Annotated in this window: 13 protein-coding genes and 2 riboswitches; of the genes, 5 read left to right on the plus strand and 8 right to left on the minus strand. The window is 70.0% G+C overall.

The window, feature by feature from the left end:
- Positions 1-68: 68 nt before the first annotated feature.
- The 4 genes from ACZ44S_RS36480 to ACZ44S_RS36495 form a co-directional block, all read right to left on the minus strand.
- Entirely contained in the window at positions 69-1736 is a 1668-nt protein-coding gene (locus ACZ44S_RS36480; RefSeq protein WP_466937206.1) for an ABC transporter substrate-binding protein, read from the minus strand.
- Between the two features lie 424 nt (positions 1737-2160).
- Positions 2161-2910 (minus strand): enhanced serine sensitivity protein SseB C-terminal domain-containing protein, encoded by a 750-nt coding sequence (locus ACZ44S_RS36485; protein WP_466937266.1) that lies wholly within the window; start codon positions 2908-2910, stop codon positions 2161-2163.
- A 148-nt stretch (positions 2911-3058) separates the two neighbouring features.
- Positions 3059-3838 (minus strand): enhanced serine sensitivity protein SseB, encoded by a 780-nt coding sequence (locus ACZ44S_RS36490; RefSeq protein ID WP_466937208.1) that lies wholly within the window; start codon positions 3836-3838, stop codon positions 3059-3061.
- A gap of 53 nt (positions 3839-3891) precedes the next feature.
- Positions 3892-4560 (minus strand): AAA family ATPase, encoded by a 669-nt coding sequence (locus ACZ44S_RS36495; RefSeq protein WP_190165652.1) that lies wholly within the window; start codon positions 4558-4560, stop codon positions 3892-3894.
- A gap of 221 nt (positions 4561-4781) precedes the next feature.
- Positions 4782-4882: riboswitch (glycine riboswitch) on the plus strand.
- Positions 4883-5008, plus strand: a riboswitch (glycine riboswitch).
- A 74-nt stretch (positions 5009-5082) separates the two neighbouring features.
- Between ACZ44S_RS36495 and gcvT the strand changes: the two genes are divergently transcribed.
- The 5 genes from gcvT (at position 5083) to ACZ44S_RS36520 (ending at position 10108) form a co-directional block, all read left to right on the plus strand.
- Positions 5083-6201, plus strand: coding sequence for a glycine cleavage system aminomethyltransferase GcvT (gene gcvT / locus ACZ44S_RS36500; RefSeq protein WP_466937210.1), 1119 nt, complete (start codon positions 5083-5085; stop codon positions 6199-6201).
- Between the two features lie 126 nt (positions 6202-6327).
- Complete coding sequence (gene gcvH, locus ACZ44S_RS36505; RefSeq protein ID WP_190165654.1) at positions 6328-6705, plus strand: glycine cleavage system protein GcvH; 378 nt, start codon at positions 6328-6330, stop codon at positions 6703-6705.
- A gap of 14 nt (positions 6706-6719) precedes the next feature.
- Positions 6720-7979 (plus strand): serine hydroxymethyltransferase, encoded by a 1260-nt coding sequence (gene glyA / locus ACZ44S_RS36510; protein ID WP_466937213.1) that lies wholly within the window; start codon positions 6720-6722, stop codon positions 7977-7979.
- A gap of 124 nt (positions 7980-8103) precedes the next feature.
- The gene (locus ACZ44S_RS36515; protein ID WP_466937214.1) at positions 8104-9471 is read left to right on the plus strand and encodes an L-serine ammonia-lyase; all 1368 of its coding nucleotides are present in this window, start codon (positions 8104-8106) and stop codon (positions 9469-9471) included.
- A 79-nt stretch (positions 9472-9550) separates the two neighbouring features.
- Entirely contained in the window at positions 9551-10108 is a 558-nt protein-coding gene (locus tag ACZ44S_RS36520; RefSeq protein ID WP_466937216.1) for a glycoside hydrolase family 25 protein, read from the plus strand.
- Positions 10109-10158: 50 nt separating this feature from the next.
- Here ACZ44S_RS36520 and ACZ44S_RS36525 read toward each other — a convergent pair whose 3' ends face one another.
- From ACZ44S_RS36525 to ACZ44S_RS36540, 4 genes are all read right to left on the minus strand, one after another.
- Positions 10159-10371 (minus strand): EF-hand domain-containing protein, encoded by a 213-nt coding sequence (locus ACZ44S_RS36525; RefSeq protein WP_190165658.1) that lies wholly within the window; start codon positions 10369-10371, stop codon positions 10159-10161.
- A 49-nt stretch (positions 10372-10420) separates the two neighbouring features.
- A complete protein-coding gene (locus ACZ44S_RS36530) occupies positions 10421-11335 on the minus strand; it encodes a helix-turn-helix domain-containing protein (protein WP_466937219.1) in 915 nt (304 codons plus the stop codon).
- Positions 11336-11456: 121 nt separating this feature from the next.
- Entirely contained in the window at positions 11457-12065 is a 609-nt protein-coding gene (locus ACZ44S_RS36535; RefSeq protein WP_466937220.1) for an ATP-binding protein, read from the minus strand.
- Between the two features lie 179 nt (positions 12066-12244).
- Positions 12245-13012: an enoyl-CoA hydratase/isomerase family protein gene (locus ACZ44S_RS36540; RefSeq protein WP_466937222.1), complete on the minus strand. Its 768-nt coding sequence runs from the start codon at positions 13010-13012 to the stop codon at positions 12245-12247.
- Between the last annotated feature and the right edge of the window lie 68 nt (positions 13013-13080).

Consider the following 13080-nt stretch of genomic DNA (forward strand, 5'->3'; position numbering starts at 1 on the left):
CCGCCCGGCCGCCGAGTTGCGGCGGCCGGGCGGAACCCCCCGTTTCAGTTCACCTGCCGGTCAGGCTCCTACTTGAAGGAGGCCTCGGAGAAGACTTCCTGCGTCAGCGGGGAGACGTTCGGCGGGTTCACGTTCTTGGCGAACGCGATGGCCGGCGGGGAGGAGGAGACCGGGACACCCGGGAGGTAGTCCATGATGGCCTCGTTGGCCTTCTCGTAGGCGGCGGTGCGCTCGTCGCCCACGAGCTCCGAGCCGGCGTTCACGGCGTCGAAGACCTTCTTGTCCTTGAAGCCCCACTGCTTGTCGTACTCGGCGAACCAGGTACCGATGAAGTTGTAGCCGTCGTTGAAGTCACCGGTCCAGCCGAGCATGTGCAGGGCGCAGGAGCCCGCCTCGGTGGCGTCCAGGTAGTCCGGGGCCCACTTCATGGCCTTGGGCTTGACGGTGATGCCGGCCTTCTCGAGGTCGGCCTTCATCAGCTCGAACAGGTCCTGCGGGGCAGGCATGTACGGGCGGGTGACCTCGGTCGGGTAGCAGAACTCGATCTCGAGCTTCTCTTCACCGGCCTTCTTGAGGAGGCTCTTCGCCGCGGCGGTGTCGAACGGGTACTGCTTCACGTTCTTGGAGTAGCCCGCGATGGTGTCCGGCATGAACTGGTCGGCGACCTTGCCGCCCTCGGGCAGCTGTGTCTTGACCAGGTTCTCCTTGTCGATCGCCTGCGCGATCGCCTGACGGACTTCCTTCTTCTTGAGGGCCTTGTTGGCGCTCTGGCTCATGCCCACGTAGAAGAGGTTGAAGACGCCACGGGTCGGGACCACGAAGCCCTTGTCCTCGAGGGACTTGACGTCGGCCGGGGCGACGAGATCGTAGCCGTCGATGTCACCGGCTTCGAGCGCCTGGCGGCGCGTCTGCTCGTCGGAGATGGTGCGGAAGACCAGGTTCTTGATCTTCGCCTTGTCGCCCCAGTAGTCGTCGAAGCGCTCAAGGGTGACTTCCTTGTTGCCCTTGTTCCACTTCGTGATCTTGTACGGGCCGGTACCGGCGACCGTGCCGGCCTCCTGGCTGTACTTGGGGTACGTGATGGCGTCACCCTTGGCGGACGCGTCCTGCTTCTTGTACTCCTCGATGGCCTTCGGGGAGTGGATCGCGAGGGCGTTGAGGGAGAAGCCGCCAGGAAGGTTGGCGGAGGGCTTCTTGACCTCGATGACGGCGGTGTTCTCGTCCTTCGCGGTGCAGGACTTGTAGTTCGCCTCGGGCGTCTCGGGGTCTTCGTTCTTCTTGAAGCCGCCCATGACGGTCTGCCAGTAGTAGGAGACCGCGCTGGACTGGTAGGTGCCCGTCCAGTTGAACCAGTGGTCGTAGTTGGCGCAGACGGCCGCGGCGTTGAACGCCTCGCCGTCGTGGAACTTCACGCCCTTGCGGAGGTTGAAGGTCCAGACGGTGCCCTCGTCGTTGCTCGACCAGGTCTCGGCGAGGCCGCCGACCAGCTTGGTGCCGCCGGACTCGTGCTCGAGCAGGGCCTCGAACGCCTGACGCGTCACACGGAAGGTTTCGCCGTCACTCGCGAGGGCAGGGTCCAGGGAACCCGGGTCACCGGCACCGGCGAAGACAAAGGTGTCCTTCCCGCCGTCGCTCTTGTTGTCACTGTCCCGCTCGCTGGAGCAGCCCGTGGCAATCAGACCGACCGCCACCGCGGCCGTGATCGCCCGAGCGACTCGGGACTTGGGTATGCGCATATTGGGGCCACTCCGGGTCCGCTATGTGGATGCATCTTGACCGGCCGAACACTACAGACGTTCGCAGTCAGTCAGGAACAGTCCGGATAGCGGTGATACCTACCTGAGATCTGAACACTTGACATATGGGATGCTTCAGGCACCCCGCCGTCGACTTTTAACCCCCCGGACACAAAATCCGGCGTTCACAGGGCTGTTCGGAGAGCATCCGGCGACGTGAAGAAGGGGTGAAACCGCAGGTGACAGGGGGTCAACGGGTCGTCGCTCCACGCACATGGCCGAAAATCTGACGTGAAATCAGCGCCGGTCGCACCGGGCTCCGCCCTCGCCGGCGCCCGTGTCCACGTGGTGGACACGGTGACGCTGAGTCAGCATGAGCCGAAGGACGGTGGGGGGTGACCCCGGGATCAGGGATCCTGCCCGGTCAGCGGTGCTGCGCGGGCGGGTATCCGTACCCCGGGGCGGACGGCTGGACCGCGCCGTGCGCCTCCCGGTCGTAGAAGGGGCGGGCGTTGACGCGCAGCCACATCACGACCGGGTCGTGCTCGTCGGACATCGCGACCGTCGACACGGGCAGCCCGTCCGGGACCGCGCCCAGCGACTGCTGCATCATCGCGCGCACCGCGTCCACGGCGGGCGGGGAGGTGTCGTACACGTCCAGGCCGATGGCGAGGTACGGGGCGCCCAGCGCGGGCTGCACCCAGGCGCGGCGCAGGGCGCGGACGGCCGGGGTGCGGTGGGCGTTCTGCGCGAGGAGGGCGTAGAACTGCGGGATCTCGATGGCCGGTTCGGACAGCCGCAGCGGTCCGGCGGGCCGGCGGTCCAGTCCGCCGGCGATCCGGCGCAGGTCCAGCCAGGGGATGCCGACGCCGCCGCCCGGGGCGTGCGGATTGAGCCAGAGTCCGTAGCGGTCGGGGAAGAGGGCGCGGGCCACCTCGAGGCCGTCGACCACCTCGTACGACCGGTTCCAGCCGCTGGCGGACAGCTCCTGGGCGGAGGTGACGCAGGGCGCGTAGCCGAAGCCGTCGACGTCCATGTTCCCGTACTGGGCGTCCGGGGAGCCGGCCTGGCCGTGCCACAGCAGCATCCAGACCTGGCCGGTCGAAGGGGTCGCGAGAGCGCGCAGCAACGCCTCATAGGCGTCGTAACGCCCGGGCGTCACCTGGCGCAGCATGTGCTCGACCTGCCCGGCCGCCGCGGTGCCAGCGCTCACTTTGTATCGCCCCTCCGTAACACACCTCGCCAGCGAACGAACCTAGCTTAAGCCGACGGCCTCCGGCGGTCTGCGTTCAGTGCGCGGCAGGGGCCGCGTCCCCGGACGGTCACGGGTGGCGTTGGTAGAAGGGGGTGACCCGGGTGCGCATCCAGTCCGCCACCGGGTCCTGGGCCAGGTCCATCAGGATCAGGTTGACCGGCCAGCGGGTCGGGGTGCGGCCCAGGGCCCGCCCCAGGGCGTCCAGGGGCAGGGCGCGGGCGTCGCCCTCCGCGTGGGCCAGTTCCACGCCGACGAACAGGACCGGGTCCGCGGTCTCGATCGCGGCCAGGCAGCGGCGGGCGGTCGTCACGACGCCGATGGAGTCGAACTCCTCCGAGGCCGCGCCGAGGAAGTCCACCGGGTCGTCCTGCCAGTCGGGCTCGAACAGCCGGACCCGGCCGCCGCTCGCCGGGCCGTCCAGCGGGCCGCGTCCGGCCCGGCACAGTTCGGCGACGGCGCCCGGCGGCAGCGGCGCGGAGACCACGCCGCCGGGGTTCACCGCGATCCCCGCCTGCGGCGGCAGGCCGCGGGCGAACTCCACGGCGGGGGCGATCGTGTACGACATGTGGGAGCCGACGACCTGCCGGAACTGTTCCTCGGAGCTGAAGACGGGGACGTAGGCCTGGCCGTCGATCTCCATGGTGGGCAGGTCCAGCGGGCCGCTGTGCGGGCCGCCGCCGTTCGGCAGCGGGACCCAGACGAAGCTGCGGCCCAGCACCTCGATGATCCTGGCCCCCGCGGAGGGGACGCCGAGGGAGGCGGAGAGCACCTCCTCCAGCTCGTTACCGGGCCATCCGCCGTGCGGATGGGGGTGCGTCCGGTCCGAGAATTCCGCCGGGAAGTCCATCTTTCGCCTACCGCCTGCCTGGAACCACTGCTGTGGCTGAAAAGGCTATCGGGTCAGCCCGCGAAGCCGATCCGGTGCAGCGCGTCCACCGCGTCCCGGTCGATCAGCACCGCCGAGCCGCAGCCCGCCGGCACCCGGCCGCGCCGCACCGCGCGCAACAGCCGGTCGCTCGCCGCGCGGTGGCGCCGGAAGGCGTACCGGGAGACTCCGCGTCCGCGCTCGCGCTGGCCGGCCAGGGCCTGCTGCGGGGTGACGTCGAGCAGCAGCAGATGCAGGCTCGCGCCCCGGCGCCGGGCCTCGCGGGCCAGCCAGCGCCGCACCCAGGCCTGCGTGCCGCAGTCGTGGACGACGACCGGGCCGCCGGCGCGCAGTGCGCGGCGCAGCCCCGCGTAGTGGGCGAGGCGGACCAGCGGGCGGTACACGGCGTACGGCAGGAACCGCGGCATGCGGCGGTCCCAGCGGTCGCGGGTGTCCTGGGAGTCGACGCGGGTGCCCCGCACCGTGCGCCGCATCAGCGTGGATTTGCCGCTGCCGGGCAGTCCGGTGACCACGACGAGGTCGCGGGGTCCGAAGAGCAGCGCGCGCGGGCTGCGGCCGGCGCGTGCCCGCAGATCGCGGACGACGGGCGCCGGCAGTGCGCCGCGTGCCCGGCCGGCCCGAGCGGGCGGCTGCGCGGGCAGCGCGGCGCCGGTGGTGGTGGCGCACGCCGTGGTCCTGTTCACCGTGATGGTCCTCCCCTGGGGCCAGGTACGAGTCCCGTCCCCGCCGAGTGTAAAGAGAAGGTAATGCCAGGTGTCTCTCGTTTCCGTGCCTTTCGTGAAACAGGCCTGTCACAGCTCCCTGTGACCGTGCCCGCACATCCTGTGCACCCCAGGGAAGGGTCCCCCTGCCGGACCCCGGCGATGCGTGCAATGATGTGCGCGCCAACTGCATACCGGCCGTTTGAATCCGCGCGGGAGAGTCCCCGGCACCGTGTGCCGCCGGGGCGCCGAAGGAGCAAGTCCCTCCCTTGAATCTCTCAGGCACCGTTACCGCGTGGGCGAGGCACATCTGAAAAGCGGGCCGCTGCAGCCGTGCTCCAGCGACCCCACCCAAGGTGCAAGCCGTGACTCCTCCCCGGTACGGGCGGTCATGGCGAACCTCTCAGGTTCCGATGACAGATGGGGAGGATTTGCCCTCGCCTTCTCCCACGCTGGTATGAACTCGCGCGGGAGGGACCCCCATCGCCTCTGGGAGACCGACCGATGAGCAGTACCGAACCCCGCCGGACCGCGCTCGATGCCCTGCATCGGTCGCTCGGCGCGACGATGACCGACTTCGCCGGCTGGGACATGCCCCTGCGCTACGGCTCCGAGCGCGACGAGCACAACGCCGTGCGCACCCGGGCCGGCCTCTTCGACCTCTCGCACATGGGCGAGATCACCGTCGCCGGCCCGCAGGCCGCCGCCCTCCTCGACCACGCCCTGGTGGGCAACATCGGGAGCGTGAAGCCCGGCCGCGCCCGGTACACCATGATCTGCCGCGAGGACGGCGGCATCCTGGACGATCTGATCGTCTACCGGCTCGGCGAGACCGAGTTCATGGTCGTCGCCAACGCCTCCAACGCCCGGACGGTGCTCGACGCGCTGGTCGAGCGCTCGGCCGGTTTCGACGCCGAGGTCCGCGACGACCGCGACGCGTACGCGCTGCTCGCCGTGCAGGGCCCCGAGTCCCCGGCGATCCTCGCGTCGCTCACCGACGCCGATCTGGACGGTCTGAAGTACTACGCCGGTCTGCCCGGTACGGTCGCCGGTGTCCCCGCGCTCATCGCCCGCACCGGCTACACCGGCGAGGACGGCTTCGAGCTGTTCGTGAAGCCGGAGCACGCGGTCGAGCTGTGGCAGGCGCTGACCAAGGCCGGCGAGGAAAAGGGCCTGGTCCCGTGCGGGCTGTCCTGCCGGGACACGCTGCGCCTGGAGGCGGGCATGCCGCTGTACGGCAACGAGCTGAGCACCGACCTCACGCCCTTCGACGCCGGTCTGGGCCGGGTGGTGAAGTTCGAGAAGGAGGGCGACTTCGTGGGCCGCGCCGCCCTGGCCGAGGCCGCCGAGCGCGCCGCCGCGCAGCCGCCCCGCGTGCTGGTCGGCCTGGTCGCCGAGGGCCGCCGGGTGCCGCGCTCCGGGTACGCGGTCGTGGCCGGCGGCGAGGTGATCGGCCGGGTCACCTCCGGCGCCCCCTCCCCCACGCTGGGCAAGCCGATCGCGATGGCGTACGTCGACGCGGCGCACGCGGCGCCGGGCACCGAGGGCGTCGGCGTGGACATCCGCGGCAGCCACGAGCCGTACGAGGTCGTGGCGCTGCCGTTCTACAAGCGGCAGAAGTGACACCGTCGTAGGCAGCCCCCGGGCGGGGCACCGCACGCCCGAGCCGGCGCCCGCGTACCCGCTCAGCAGCGCTTTTCGCTGTCCCATCGTCATCAGCAGTCCCCCGCGTACAGGAGAATTCAGGCCATGAGCAACCCCCAGCAGCTGCGTTACAGCAAGGAGCACGAGTGGCTGACGGCCGCCGAGGACGGCGTGTCGACGGTCGGCATCACGGAGCACGCGGCCAACGCGCTCGGCGACGTGGTGTTCGTCCAGCTCCCCGAGGTCGGTGACACCGTGACCGCGGGCGAGACCTGCGGCGAGCTGGAGTCGACCAAGTCGGTCAGCGACCTCTACTCCCCGGTCAGCGGTGAGATCACCGAGGTCAACGAGGACGTGGTGAACGACCCTTCGCTGGTGAACTCCGCCCCCTTCGAGGGGGGCTGGCTGTTCAAGGTGCGTGTCGCCGACGAGCCGGCCGACCTGCTGACCGCCGCCGAGTACGACGCCCACATCGCGGGCTGAGGAGCCGTAGCCGCATGTCGCTTCTGAACACGTCCCTGCACGAGCTCGACCCGGCGGTGGCCGCCGCGGTCGACGCCGAGCTGCACCGTCAGCAGTCCACCCTCGAGATGATCGCCTCGGAGAACTTCGCCCCGGTCGCGGTCATGGAGGCCCAGGGCTCGGTCCTGACCAACAAGTACGCCGAGGGCTACCCGGGCCGCCGCTACTACGGCGGCTGCGAGCACGTCGACGTGATCGAGCAGATCGCCATCGACCGGGTGAAGGAGCTGTTCGGCGCCGAGCACGCCAACGTGCAGCCGCACTCGGGCGCCCAGGCCAACGCGGCCGCGATGTTCGCGCTGCTCAAGCCGGGTGACACGATCATGGGTCTGAACCTCGCGCACGGCGGGCACCTGACCCACGGCATGAAGATCAATTTCTCCGGCAAGCTCTACAACGTCGTCGCCTACCACGTCGGCGACGACGGACAGGTCGACATGGCCGAGGTCGAGCGGCTCGCCAAGGAGAACAAGCCGAAGCTGATCGTGGCCGGCTGGTCGGCGTACCCGCGTCAGCTCGACTTCGCCGCGTTCCGCCGGATCGCGGACGAGGTCGGCGCGTACCTCATGGTCGACATGGCGCACTTCGCCGGCCTGGTGGCCGCGGGCCTGCACCCGAACCCGGTCCCGCACGCCCATGTCGTGACGACCACCACGCACAAGACCCTCGGCGGCCCGCGCGGCGGTGTGATCCTCTCCACGGCCGAGCTGGCCAAGAAGATCAACTCCGCGGTCTTCCCCGGCCAGCAGGGCGGTCCGCTGGAGCATGTGGTCGCCGCCAAGGCGGTCGCGTTCAAGGTGTGCGCCTCCGAGGAGTTCAAGGAGCGCCAGCGCCGTACCCTGGAGGGCGCCCGCATCCTGGCCGAGCGTCTGGTCAAGGACGACGTCAGGGCCGTGGGCGTGGACGTGCTGTCCGGCGGCACGGACGTGCACCTGGTCCTGGTCGACCTGCGGAACTCGGAGCTGGACGGCCAGCAGGCCGAGGACCGGCTGCACGAGGTCGGCATCACCGTGAACCGCAACGCGATCCCGAACGACCCGCGCCCGCCGATGGTCACCTCGGGTCTGCGGATCGGCACCCCCGCCCTGGCCACCCGCGGTTTCACGGCCGAGGACTTCACCGAGGTCGCGGACGTGATCGCGGAGACGCTCAAGCCGTCCTACGACATCGAGGCGCTCCGGGCCCGAGTGACGGCACTCGCCGAGAAGCACCCGCTGTACCCCGGTCTGACGTAATTTTGTACGCTTTTCTTTGTACGGACATCCGGGGCATCGCGCACACTGGGTCGGTGAGCGCGGTGCCCCGCACCATGAACCGCAGGCGGACAGCGTCGTCCGCCGAACCCTTAGGAGTCCCCCCGTGGCCATCTCGGTCTTCGATCTCTTCTCGATCGGCATCGGCCCGTCCAGCTCGCACACGGTCGGCCCGATGCGGGCGGCCCGGATGTTCGCCCGGCGGCTGCGCAACGAGGACCTGCTGGACTCGGTCGCCTCGGTGCGGGCGGAGCTGTACGGCTCGCTGGGCGCCACCGGGCACGGCCACGGCACGCCCAAGGCGGTGCTGCTCGGCCTGGAGGGCGACTCGCCGCGCACGGTGGACGTGGAGTCGGCCGACGAGCGGGTGGAGAAGATCAAGGACGGTGGCCGGATCCGGCTGCTCGGCGAGCACGAGATCGCGTTCTCCTTCGACGACGACATGGTGCTGCACCGCCGCAAGGCGCTCCCCTACCACGCCAACGGGATGACGCTGTGGGCGTACGACGCCTCCGGCGCCGAGGTCCTGAGCCGGACGTACTACTCGGTGGGCGGCGGATTCGTCGTCGACGAGGAGGCGGTGGGCGCGGACCGCATCAAGCTCGACGACACCGTCCTGAAGTACCCCTTCCGCACGGGCGACGAGCTGCTGCGCCTCACCGAGGAGACGGGTCTGTCGATCTCCGCCCTGATGCTGGAGAACGAGCGCGCCTGGCGGTCGGAGGAGGAGATCCGCGCGGGGCTGCTGGAGATCTGGCGCGTGATGCAGGCCTGCGTCGACCGCGGCATGTCCCGTGAGGGCATCCTGCCGGGCGGTCTGAAGGTCCGCCGCCGTGCCGCGAACACCGCCCGCAAGCTGCGCTCGGAGGGGGATCCGCAGGCCCTGGCCATGGAGTGGATCACCCTCTACGCGATGGCCGTGAACGAGGAGAACGCGGCCGGCGGCCGGGTCGTCACGGCGCCCACCAACGGAGCGGCCGGCATCATCCCGGCCGTCCTGCACTACTACATGAACTTCGTGCCCGGCGCCGACGAGGAGGGCGTGGTCCGCTTCCTGCTCGCCGCGGGCGCCATCGGCATGCTCTTCAAGGAGAACGCCTCCATCTCCGGTGCCGAGGTCGGCTGCCAGGGCGAGGTCGGCTCCGCCTGCTCGATGGCGGCGGGCGCCCTCGCGGAGGTGCTGGGCGGATCACCGGAGCAGGTGGAGAACGCCGCCGAGATCGGCATGGAGCACAACCTCGGCCTGACCTGCGACCCGGTCGGCGGGCTGGTCCAGATCCCGTGCATCGAGCGCAACGGCATGGCCGCGGTGAAGGCGGTCACCGCGGCGCGGATGGCGATGCGCGGCGACGGCTCCCACAAGGTCTCCCTGGACAAGGTCATCAAGACGATGAAGGAGACCGGCGCGGACATGTCGGTCAAGTACAAGGAAACGGCCCGGGGCGGGCTGGCGGTGAACATCATCGAGTGCTGAACGGCATTCCGCGTCAACATGGTTGAAGCGGGGAATAAGACAACTCCCGTCCCCCCACGGCAATACACGGGAGACCCGCATGCTGCGTGGCATCGACGTGAGCTCGTACCAGTCCTCCTCGTACGACACGGACGGCCTTTCCTTCGTCTTCATCAAGGCGACGGAGGGCCGCTCGTATGTGAACCCCAAGCTCAGCGCCCAGACCAGGACCGGCAGGGAAGCCGGTCTGGTGGTCGGGTTCTATCACTTTCTCTGGCCGGGAAATCTCACCGCACAGGCCGAGTACTTCGTGAGCCAGGCTCCGGAGAAGGGGGGCGACATCCTCGCGGTCGACTGGGAGACGACGGGCGAGGGCTCGCACGCGAGCAACTCGGAGAAGGACCGCTTCATCCGCAAGGTGAAGGAGCTGCGTCCGAACAACAGAGTCATTCTGTATTGCAACAGGAATTTCTGGCTCAACGTCGATACGACGTCCTACGCCGGCGACGGTCTCTGGATCGCCGACTACGTCACCGCCGGGAAGCCCCGCATCAAGGCGAAGTGGCGCTTCCACCAGTACACCGACGACCCGCTGGACAAGAACGTCGCGGACTTCTCCAGCAGGTCGGCGCTGAAACAGTGGGCCGAGGACGCCTAGACCCGGGCGAGGGCGCCCCGGTCACGGCCCTCGGCCGGACTGTGGTGGACCTACTTGTTCAGGTGCGCCCAGAACTCGTCGAACGACAGGACCTTGTCGCCGTCCAGGTCGCGGGACTTGATCAGGGCCTCCGCGACCGCCTCGGTGACGTTCCAGTCCCCGCCCTGCGCCAGCGCGGTCTTGAACTCGGCAGCGGTGATGAACCCGTCCCCGTCCGTATCGATCCGCTCGAACTGCTTGCGCGCTTCCTCGATGTCCGCCACCGATCCGCCCCTCATCTCGTACTTTGCCGTCTTGCTGACGCAGGTCAGATTATCGGGCCGCCTGAGCCTCCAGTGCGGCGACCACCCACCCGAACTCCTCCTCGTGGGAGGACGGGGGTTCCACACCGTTCACGACCGCGGACAGCTCGCGGTAGCGGACGAGGCGCACGTCGGTCGCCGACGCGAGGCGTTCCCGTACGGCGGCCGGGTCGGCGTCGCCGATCAGCTCGCGCAGCACGGCGGCGGCACGCGGGGAGCCGGGGGCGACGCCGTCCTTCAGGGCACCCCCCGCGAGCTGGATCAGACGGCTCATGAACCACAGGGAACTGCCGGCGGGGACGTCCGGCCCCCGGTCCGCCGCGTTGAACTCGATCATCCTGCGCATCGTGGCCCGGAACTCCGGGTCCTGGATGAGCTCGGCCAGCTCCACCCAGGCGTCCACCTGGGCGGGGGTGGGGTCGTCGGGCAGGTCCGCCGCGGCGAAGCGCAGACGTTGGCGGATGTCGGGGTCCGCCGTGCCGATGCCCTCGAAGACCTCCGCCATGAAGTCGTCCAGGATGCGCCGGCGCTCTGCGGCGGACAGTCGGGCCAGTTTGTTCATGAGTGTCGTCTCCTCGGCGGTCGAGCCTCGTCGTGCCACGGTCGACAGCACCGCGCGGGTCACCTTCAGGGCCCGGATCTGCGCGTCCAGCGCGGTCACGTGCGCCTCCGCGACCTCCGCGACCGTCGTCTCGCCGGCCAGCACCCGGCGTACGTCGGCGAGGCCGAGGCCCAGCTCGCGCAGGGTACGGACCAGTTCCAGACGGGCGACGGAGCCGGCGTCGTAGAGCCGGTAGCCGCCCGCGGAGCGGGCCACCGGCGGCAGGGCGCCCTCGTCGGACCAGTAGCGGACGGTGCGCACGGACAGGCCGGTGGCACGGGCGAGCTCGCCGATGGTGAGACGTCCGGTGCCGTCTTCGATCATGTCTGCGAGTCTGGGCCTTCCAGTGGGTGGAGACTCAAGGAGCGGCTCGGTGGCGGACACTCTGCGGGACATTCTCGACTGACCGCGGCTGCGGCGGAGCGGCTGCTTGCAGTTGCGGCGGTCAGCGGTCCGGGGTGCGGATCTCGAACCAGGTGGTCTTGCCTCGGGGGAGGAGGTCGACGCCCCAGCGGTCGGCGAGTTTGTCGACGAGGAAGAGGCCCCGGCCGCTGATGTCCAGGTCCTGGACCGGCATGAGGCAGGGCAGTCCCCGGGACGGATCACGCACCTCGACGCGGATCCATCCGCGCCGGTGGCGCATACGGAGGCCGAAGACCCGGGCCCCGGTGTGGCGTACGGCGTTGCCGACGAGTTCGGAGACGAGCAGGACGGCGTCCTCGGCGGTCCTGGCGGTCAGACCCCAGTGGCGCAGGACGACGATCTGGACGAGCCGGCGTGCGGTGGCGGCGGACTCGGGACGGGACGGCAGCGGAACCTCTGCCTCCGTGGGGTCCCCGAACAACTCCAGTGCCTTCAGGGCGCGTTCGTCCTCGACCGTCGGCGACCAGCGCGACGCGGCCACGCGTCCGTCTCCCCGCGGCTGTTCCCTGCCATCCAGCCCCGCCATGCCCCCATCATGGCCGTCCGCGGGGCCCTCCGGGGCCGTTCCGGGGGAATACGCCCCCTGTGCGCTCCCGCCCGGCACCGGGCCCCCGGCATATGCGGATGGCACTTCGGCGTCGCCGAAAGCCTGCCCTACCTGCGGAAACGGCTCGCTCTCAGGCAATCGACGGGCTCCCTCGACACGAACGGCTTAAGGGTGCATCAAGGCTCCCACAATCCGCCCCATCGAGGGACCCGGATCAGACATCGCGTCAATTGCAAGAGGTCGAGGGGGAATTCACGGTGTCGTCAGAGGAACTTCGCCTTGCCGGGGCCCTCCTCGACGAAGCTGCGCATCCCGCGCTCGCGGTCCTCCGTGGCGAACAGGCCCGCGAACCAGTTGCGTTCCACGGCGAGGCCGGTGTCGATGTCCGTCTCAAGACCGGTGTCGACCGACTCCTTGGCCGCCCGCAGCGCGATCGCCGGGCCCTGGGCCAGCTTCGCCGCCCACGCGTGCGCCTGCGCGTAGACCTCGTCGGCGGGGACCACGCGGTCCACCAGGCCGAGCGTCAGCGCCTCGTCGGCCCGGACCTGGCGGCCCGTGAAGATGAGGTCCTTGGCCTTGGAGGGTCCGATCAGCCGGGCCAGCCGCTGGGTGCCGCCCGCGCCCGGGATCAGACCGAGCAGGATCTCGGGCTGGCCGAGCTTGGCGTTCTCCCCGGCGATGCGGTAGTCGGCGCAGAGCGCGAGCTCGCAGCCCCCGCCCAGCGCGTAGCCGGTGACAGCGGCCACGACGGGCTTGGGGATGCGGGCCACGGCGGTGAAGGAGTCCTGCAGGGCCCGGGACCGCGCGACCATCGCCGCGTGGTCCATGGCCTGCATCTCCTTGATGTCCGCGCCCGCCGCGAACACCTTCTCGCCTCCGTAGATCACCACGGCGCGCACGTCCTCGCGGCGCGTGGCCTCCTCGGCGAGTTCCTTCAGACGGTCCTGCGTGGCGACGTCCAGCGCGTTCATGGGCGGCCGGTCCAGCCGCAGCGTGCCGACGCCTTCGGCGACTTCGAGATGTACGGTCATGCTCCGCAGGTTAGCGGGCGTTCACACGCGGAGGCAGCACGGGTACGTGGCCGGCTCACATCCTGTGG

Source organism: Streptomyces malachitofuscus (genome assembly GCF_055571035.1).

Excerpts from the sequence above, each read along its gene's own strand:
- gcvH (WP_190165654.1), top strand. The coding sequence starts at position 6,328 with ATGAGCAACCCCCAGCAGCTGCGTTACAGCAAGGAGCACGAGTGGCTG.
- ACZ44S_RS36540 (WP_466937222.1), bottom strand. The coding sequence starts at position 13,012 with ATGACCGTACATCTCGAAGTCGCCGAAGGCGTCGGCACGCTGCGGCTG.
- gcvT (WP_466937210.1), top strand. The coding sequence starts at position 5,083 with ATGAGCAGTACCGAACCCCGCCGGACCGCGCTCGATGCCCTGCATCGG.
- ACZ44S_RS36480 (WP_466937206.1), bottom strand. The coding sequence starts at position 1,736 with ATGCGCATACCCAAGTCCCGAGTCGCTCGGGCGATCACGGCCGCGGTG.
- ACZ44S_RS36490 (WP_466937208.1), bottom strand. The coding sequence starts at position 3,838 with ATGGACTTCCCGGCGGAATTCTCGGACCGGACGCACCCCCATCCGCAC.
- ACZ44S_RS36485 (WP_466937266.1), bottom strand. The coding sequence starts at position 2,910 with ATGCTGCGCCAGGTGACGCCCGGGCGTTACGACGCCTATGAGGCGTTG.
- ACZ44S_RS36520 (WP_466937216.1), top strand. The coding sequence starts at position 9,551 with ATGCTGCGTGGCATCGACGTGAGCTCGTACCAGTCCTCCTCGTACGAC.
- glyA (WP_466937213.1), top strand. The coding sequence starts at position 6,720 with ATGTCGCTTCTGAACACGTCCCTGCACGAGCTCGACCCGGCGGTGGCC.
- ACZ44S_RS36530 (WP_466937219.1), bottom strand. The coding sequence starts at position 11,335 with ATGATCGAAGACGGCACCGGACGTCTCACCATCGGCGAGCTCGCCCGT.